Source organism: Streptomyces sp. NPDC002690 (genome assembly GCF_053592415.1).
Map to the genome: position 1 here is coordinate 1 of NZ_JBSFVR010000408.1, position 6,403 is coordinate 6,403.

The 6,403-nt window shown below is 70.3% G+C and carries 6 protein-coding genes and 1 pseudogene; 3 read left to right on the forward strand and 4 right to left on the reverse strand.

What is annotated here, in order from left to right; genetic code table 11:
• Positions 1 to 208 precede the first annotated feature (208 nt).
• Positions 209 to 697, forward strand: coding sequence for a SigE family RNA polymerase sigma factor (locus ACWD3D_RS31885; RefSeq protein ID WP_451464219.1), 489 nt, complete (start codon positions 209 to 211; stop codon positions 695 to 697).
• Positions 694 to 1,482: a hypothetical protein gene (locus ACWD3D_RS31890; RefSeq protein WP_451464220.1), complete on the forward strand. Its 789-nt coding sequence runs from the start codon at positions 694 to 696 to the stop codon at positions 1,480 to 1,482. The genes ACWD3D_RS31885 and ACWD3D_RS31890 overlap by 4 nt, the downstream gene beginning before the upstream one ends.
• A 237-nt stretch (positions 1,483 to 1,719) precedes the next feature.
• Here the strand turns inward: ACWD3D_RS31890 and ACWD3D_RS31895 are convergent, their stop codons facing one another.
• Genes ACWD3D_RS31895 through ACWD3D_RS31905 form a run of 3 tightly spaced genes read right to left on the reverse strand, consistent with a single transcriptional unit; the run spans position 1,720 to position 4,390 of the window.
• Positions 1,720 to 2,472, reverse strand: a complete 753-nt coding sequence (locus tag ACWD3D_RS31895) for an amino acid ABC transporter ATP-binding protein (RefSeq protein WP_451464224.1) — start codon at positions 2,470 to 2,472, stop codon at positions 1,720 to 1,722.
• Positions 2,473 to 2,477: 5 nt separating this feature from the next.
• Positions 2,478 to 3,419, reverse strand: a complete 942-nt coding sequence (locus ACWD3D_RS31900) for an amino acid ABC transporter permease (protein ID WP_451464221.1) — start codon at positions 3,417 to 3,419, stop codon at positions 2,478 to 2,480.
• Positions 3,420 to 3,448: 29 nt separating this feature from the next.
• On the reverse strand, positions 3,449 to 4,390 hold the full coding sequence (locus ACWD3D_RS31905; protein ID WP_451464222.1) for an ABC transporter substrate-binding protein: 942 nt from the start codon (positions 4,388 to 4,390) through the stop codon (positions 3,449 to 3,451).
• Between the two features lie 557 nt (positions 4,391 to 4,947).
• Between ACWD3D_RS31905 and ACWD3D_RS31910 the strand changes: the two genes are divergently transcribed.
• Positions 4,948 to 6,177 carry an NAD(P)-dependent malic enzyme gene (locus ACWD3D_RS31910; RefSeq protein WP_451464223.1) on the forward strand — a complete coding sequence of 410 codons (1,230 nt, stop codon included), beginning with the start codon at positions 4,948 to 4,950 and terminating at the stop codon, positions 6,175 to 6,177.
• A gap of 85 nt (positions 6,178 to 6,262) precedes the next feature.
• Here the strand turns inward: ACWD3D_RS31910 and ACWD3D_RS31915 are convergent.
• A pseudogene (locus tag ACWD3D_RS31915) lies at positions 6,263 to 6,403 on the reverse strand (serine hydroxymethyltransferase); the annotation flags it as partial.

Below are 6,403 nucleotides of genomic sequence, written 5' to 3' on the forward strand. Positions count from 1 at the left end.
CCACGGCCGGTTTCACCCTCCGACCGGGCGTCACCTGCTCCGACGGCACCACGCTCACCGCCTCGGCGGTGGCCGGGGCCCTCACCTAGCCCCGTCCTGCCACCGGCGCGTTCGCGATTCCTCGCGTCCGGCCGCAACCTCCGACGCGGTCCGGCGCACTGGAAGGGGTGAGACGGTCCGCGCCCGCGGGCCCGGAGAGGGGCGGGGAATGCGGACCGACGAGGATGCCGCGCTGCACGCCTTCGTGGAGAGCCGGCGCACCGCGCTGTTCCGCAGCGCCTACCTGCTGTGCGGCGACCGCCACGAGGCCGAGGACCTGGTGCAGACGGCGCTCGTGAAGGTGGTGGTGGGCGGCCGGCGGCACGGGCGGCTCGACAACATCGAGGCGTACGCGCGCAAGACGCTGGTCAACACCTTCATCGCGTCCCGCCGCAGGTTCTGGCGGCGGGAGCAGCCCTTCGGAGAACTGCCCGACCGCGTGGGCAGCCACGAGGACAGCGACACCGGCCTCCAGGTACGGGCGGCACTCGCCCGGCTCACGGCCAGGCAACGCGCGGTGCTGGTCCTGCGCTACTGGGAAGACCAGAGCGTCGAGGCCACGGCGGACCTGCTCGGAATGCGGCAGAACACGGTCAAGAGCCACACGGCTCGGGGATTGGCGGCGCTGCGCGCCGAGATGACGGAGGAATTGGTGTGAGCGACGACGTGAGGAAGTTGCTGGAACGGGCCGCGGCGGACGCCGGCCGGCCGGTGCTGTCGACGGAGGCGGTCTGGGCGGGCGCGGCCCGGGTACGGTTCCGTCGGCGCGCCGCGGTCTCGTGCGCGGCGCTGGCGGTCGTGGCGGCCGGGGTGGTCGCGGTGCCCCAGCTGAAGCAGGACCCCGCCGCCTCGCTGGACCGGGTCTCGGTCGCGGCGTCCACGGGCACCGCCGGGACGGACAAGGCGAGCCGGGTCGCCGCGCTGCTCCCCCCGGGGGTCGGGAAGCTGGAGGAGGTCTCGTTCGTGGTGCTCATCAAGCACGTGAAGCCGAGCGAGGCGCGGCGGGACTTCGTCGGTCCGCTGGACGGTGACTACGCGGTCCGCAAGGACGGCGGGGTCGGTTACCTGGCGTTCGAGATCAGGACCGCGAAGGAGGTCGCCGCGAAGTCCGGCGGCGGTGACGGCGCGGACCCCGCCGCGGAGGATCTGTGCAAGGCCAACGGCAAGGAGCCGAAGCGCGCCGACTGCGTGCGCGAGGTGCTGCCGGACGGGCGTGTCCTCACCACGTGGAGCGACTCGATGGACTACGGGGACGGAACGCCCCAGTGGGGTCCGGAGATCGACGGGCAGCTGCTCCTGGAGGACGGCAGCGCTCTGATGCTCCGTTCCAGCACCGGGTTCGAGGCCAAGGGGGCACAGGGCCCGCTGCTGAAGTCGCCGCCGCTGAACAGCGCCCAGGTCCGCGAGCTGATGGTGCGTCCGGAGCTGCTGCCCGAGAAGTGACGGGCCGGACGTTGGCCGGATGTACGCCCCGGGTACGCCCCGGGTCTGAAGGCCGGACGTACGCCCCGGGGACGGCCCGGGTCTGAAGGCCGGGTGTGCGCCGAGGGACGGCCCCGGGCCTGAAGCCGGGGCCGCCCCTCGGGGGCGCGGTGGTCGTACGGTCGGGGGGCCGGCACGGCCGCCGCGTCCCCGCCCCGCACCCCGCGCGCCCGCACCCTCGTACCCGCGCGCGTCCGCCTACAGCACCTTGGAGAGGAACGCCTGCGTCCGCTCGTGCCGCGGGTTCGTCAGCACGTCCCTCGGGTGGCCGGACTCGACGACCACGCCGTCGTCCATGAAGACGAGCGCGTCGCCGACCTCGCGGGCGAAGCCCATCTCGTGGGTGACGACGATCATCGTCATGCCGTCTTCGGCCAGTCCCCGCATGACGTCCAGGACGTCACCGACCAGCTCGGGGTCGAGCGCCGAGGTGGGCTCGTCGAAGAGCATCAGCTTCGGCTCCATGGCCAGGGCGCGGGCGATGGCCACGCGCTGCTGCTGTCCGCCGGAGAGCTGCGAGGGGAAGTTGCCGGCCTTGTCCGCCAGGCCGACCCGGTCGAGCAGCCGCTCCGCGCGTGCGCGGGCCTCGGCCCGGGGCAGGCCCAGCACCTGGACCGGGGCTTCCATGACGTTCTCGACGGCCGTCATGTGCGGAAACAGGTTGAAGCGCTGGAAGACCATGCCGATGTCCCGGCGCCGCAGGGCGACTTCGCGGTCCTTGAGCTCGTACAGCTTGCCGCCGTGTTCGCGGTAGCCGACGAGTTCGCCGTCGACCGAGAGCCGTCCGGCGTTGATCTTCTCCAGGTGGTTGATACACCGCAGGAAGGTCGACTTGCCGGAGCCGGAGGGGCCGATCAGGCAGAAGACCTCTCCGGGGGCGACCTCCAGGTCGATGCCCTTGAGGACGTGCGCGGGGCCGTAGGACTTGTGGACGCCCTCGGCCTTCACCATGGCGGTCATGCGACGCCTCCCTTGGGACGGCTCAGCGTCAGCATGTTGGCCTTGATCTTCTGGAACGGGGTGGGCGGAAGGCTGCGGCTCGACCCGCGCGCGAAGCGGCGCTCCAGGTAGTACTGGCCGACGCTCAGCACCGAGGTCGCCACCATGTACCAGACGGCCGCCAGGAAGAGCATCTCGACGGTGGCGCCGGAGGACTGGGAGACGTTCTGGGTGGAGCGCAGCAGTTCGCCGTACTGGACGGCGACGGCGAGCGAGGAGGTCTTGAGCATGTTGATGACCTCGTTGCCCGTGGGCGGCACGATGACGCGCATCGCCTGCGGGACGACGATCCGGCGCAGCGTCCTGCCGTGGGTCATGCCGAGCGCGTGTGCCGCCTCGGTCTGGCCCTCGTCGACGGACTGGAGGCCGGCCCGGCAGATCTCCGCCATGTAGGCGGCCTCGTTGAGTCCGAGGCCGAGCAGGGCGCAGAGGAACGGGGTCATGAAGTTCGACCACTCGTCCTTGTAGATCGGCCCGAGGTCGATGTACTTGAAGACGAGGCCGAGGTTGAACCAGACGAGCAGCTGTACGTAGACCGGAGTGCCGCGGAAGAACCAGATGTAGCCCCAGGCGACGGACGAGGTCACCGGGTTCTTGGAGAGCCGCATCACCGCGAGCACGACGCCGAGGAGGATGCCGATCGTCATGGACAGCAGGGTGATGACGACGGTGTTCCGGACGCCTTCGAGGATCTGGTCGTTGAAAAAGTAGTCGGGTATCGCGCCCCAGTTGATGTCGCCCTGGGAGAACGCGTAGACGAGGGCGGCGAGCAGGCCGAGGACCACGACCGCCGCGAGGTACCGGCCGTAGTGGCGTACCGGGACGGCCCTGATCGGCTCGGGTCCGGCCGCCGGGGCCGGCGGGGTCTCCGCCGGCCCGGGGGTGTCGATGTCAGTCACTGGTGATGCCTTTCAGCGCCGGATTCCCGTCAGACCCCGCCGTTGGTCTTGGCCTCGGTGACCGCGCCCGCGCCGACGCCCCACTTGGTGATGACCTTCTGGTACTCGCCGTTCTTGATGATCGCGTCCATGGCCGCCTTGATGGCCTTGGTGAGTTCGTCGTTGCCCTTGGCGACGGCGATGCCGTACGGGGCCGCCTCGACCTGCTCGCCGACGAGCTGGAAGTCGTTGCCGCCGCCGGAGGTCTTGACCGCGTAGGCGGCGACCGGGAAGTCGGAGGAACCCGCGTCGGCGCCGCCCGCGCGCAGCCGGGTCTGGGCCTCCAGGTCGTTGTCGAACGCCTCGATGGAGATCTCGCCCTTGCTGCCGCACTTGGCGCTCTCGGCCTTGGCGAGGTCGTGGGAGACGGTGTTGCGCTGGACGACCATCTTCTTGCCGCAGAGGTCCGCCCAGGTGGCGATCCCCTTGTCGTCGCCCTTCTTGGTGTAGATGGAGACGCCGGCGGTGAAGTAGTCGATGAAGTCGACGCCTTCGCCGACCTTCTTGTTCGTTTCGGGGTCGACACCGTCCTGGCGGTTCTTGGTGTCGGTCATGGCCGACATGGCCAGGTCGTAGCGCTTCGAACGCAGGCCCGTGAGCAGGGTGTCGAAGGTGCCGTTCTCGAAGACGAACTTCACTCCGAGCTGCTTGCCCAGCGCGTCGGCGAGGTCGGGGTCGATCCCGATGGTCTTGCCGTCCTTGCCCTTGAACTCGACCGGCGGGTAGGCGATGTCGGAACCGACCTTGATCTCGCCCTTGTCCCGGATCGACTGGGGCAGGAGGTCGACGAGCGGGGCGGAGGAGTCCGCCTTGCCCGAGGAGTCGGTCTGGTCGCCGCAACCGGTCAGGATCAGCGCGCCGGCGACCGCGAGGGAGCTCACCGCTGCCAGACGGGACATGGCGGGCGTACAGCGGATGGTGCGAGCGGTCATGGTCGGAGTCCTCCGGCGGTGAGGGAGCGTCAAAAAAAAAAGGGGTGCGCCCGAACGCGCCTTCGAGTTCCGACACCCCGAGCGATTAGGGCATCTTGCCATCCGGAATAGCCCATTCAGGGGTCCAGCCATGTCAAAATCGGGTAACGGGCGACCCCCGAATCCCCACAGGCCGGGACAGTGAGCCCGGACCATCTGTGGGAATTTCACCTCTCGACCGGAGAATCTCCGGGACGGCCGGATCAACCCGACGACTCGTGTGCCGTACAACGGAATTGCCGCGAGCGGCCGACGCCGGGCGGACTTGTCACACCATTCGCCCATGAGTCGTGTCACCTGGTCGAAAGAGACTCGTCCGGTGCGGGCTCGGTCCGGTAAGAAAGACCTTTACACCCCTCATCCGGGGACCAGGACGCGTGTGCGGCGCGTCCGCGCGTGCGAACCCTCCCCGCCGAGGCGGTCCAACCGCCGGCGCGGGGACGTACGCGGTGCCCACCCACCCCTCCTCACCAGGAGCGGCAACCCTCAGACGATGAAGACTTAAGGGGTCAGACAGCATGGCAGCGGAGATCGTCAATCCTCTCAATCGCAGCACCACCGGCGGCCGGGCCGAAGAGTCGAACGTGGCCGACGAGCCCTTCGATCCGGCCTTCGCGCTCCACCGCGGCGGGAAGATGGCCGTGCAGGCCACCGTGCCGATCCGCGACAAGGACGACCTGTCCCTCGCCTACACGCCCGGTGTCGCCAAGGTGTGCAGCGCCATCGCGGAGAACCCGGAACTCGTCCACGACTACACCTGGAAGTCGCAGGTCGTGGCCGTGGTCACGGACGGCACCGCCGTCCTCGGTCTCGGGGACATCGGCCCCGAGGCGTCCCTCCCGGTGATGGAGGGCAAGGCCATCCTCTTCAAGCAGTTCGGCGGTGTGGACGCGGTGCCGATCGCGCTCGCCACCACCGACGCGGACGAGATCGTGGAGACCGTCGTCCGGCTCGCGCCCTCCTTCGGCGGGATCAACCTGGAGGACATCTCGGCGCCGCGCTGCTTCGAGATCGAGCGCAAGCTCCAGGAGCGGCTGGACATCCCGGTCTTCCACGACGACCAGCACGGCACCGCCGTGGTGACACTGGCGGCCCTGCGCAACGCGGCGAAGCTGTCCGGCAGGACCCTGGGCGACCTGCGCGGGGTCATCTCGGGCGCGGGCGCGGCCGGGGTCGCCATCGCGAAGTTCCTGCTGGAGGCGGGCATCGGCGACATCGCCGTCGCCGACCGCAAGGGCATCGTCAGCCGGGACCGCGAGGACCTCACCGAGGTCAAGCGGGAGCTGGCCGACATCACCAACAAGGCGGGACTCTCCGGCCCGTTGGAGACCGCGCTGGCCGGTGCCGACCTCTTCGTCGGAGTCTCCGGCGGTACGGTCCCCGAGCCGGCCGTCGCCTCGATGGCCCCGGGCGCGTACGTCTTCGCCATGGCCAACCCGAACCCCGAGGTCCACCCGGACATCGCGCACAAGTACGCGTCGGTCGTGGCCACCGGGCGCTCCGACTACCCGAACCAGATCAACAACGTGCTGGCGTTCCCCGGCATCTTCGCCGGCGCGCTCCAGGTCCGGGCCTCCCGGATCACCGAGGGCATGAAGATCGCCGCGGCGAACGCGCTGGCCGACGTGGTCGGCGACGAGCTGGCCGCGGACTACGTCATCCCGTCGCCGTTCGACGAGCGGGTGGCCCCGGCGGTGACGGCCGCGGTCGCCGCCGCCGCGCGGGCCGAGGGCGTCGCCCGGCGCTGACGCCCACGCCGCGTGCTCCCACCGGTCCACCGGGACGGGAGACGCACGGACCGGCACCCGAGGAAGTCCGAAACCCCGCTCCCCCGTGGGCGGTTGCCACGGTGGAGCGGGGTTCGGGCGTCCCGGACGCACCCATCGGGTGCGCGGCGTCGACGATCAGGCGGGCGCCCCCCTCGTCGGCGATCTCGCGGAAGAGCGCGGCGTCGGGGGGGCGGGGGTGGGAGAT

Bases quoted from the DNA above. Each gene is read 5' to 3' on its own strand.
- ACWD3D_RS31910 (WP_451464223.1), top strand. From the start codon at position 4,948: ATGGCAGCGGAGATCGTCAATCCTCTCAATCGCAGCACCACCGGCGGC.
- ACWD3D_RS31895 (WP_451464224.1), bottom strand. From the start codon at position 2,472: ATGGTGAAGGCCGAGGGCGTCCACAAGTCCTACGGCCCCGCGCACGTC.
- ACWD3D_RS31885 (WP_451464219.1), top strand. From the start codon at position 209: ATGCGGACCGACGAGGATGCCGCGCTGCACGCCTTCGTGGAGAGCCGG.
- ACWD3D_RS31905 (WP_451464222.1), bottom strand. From the start codon at position 4,390: ATGACCGCTCGCACCATCCGCTGTACGCCCGCCATGTCCCGTCTGGCA.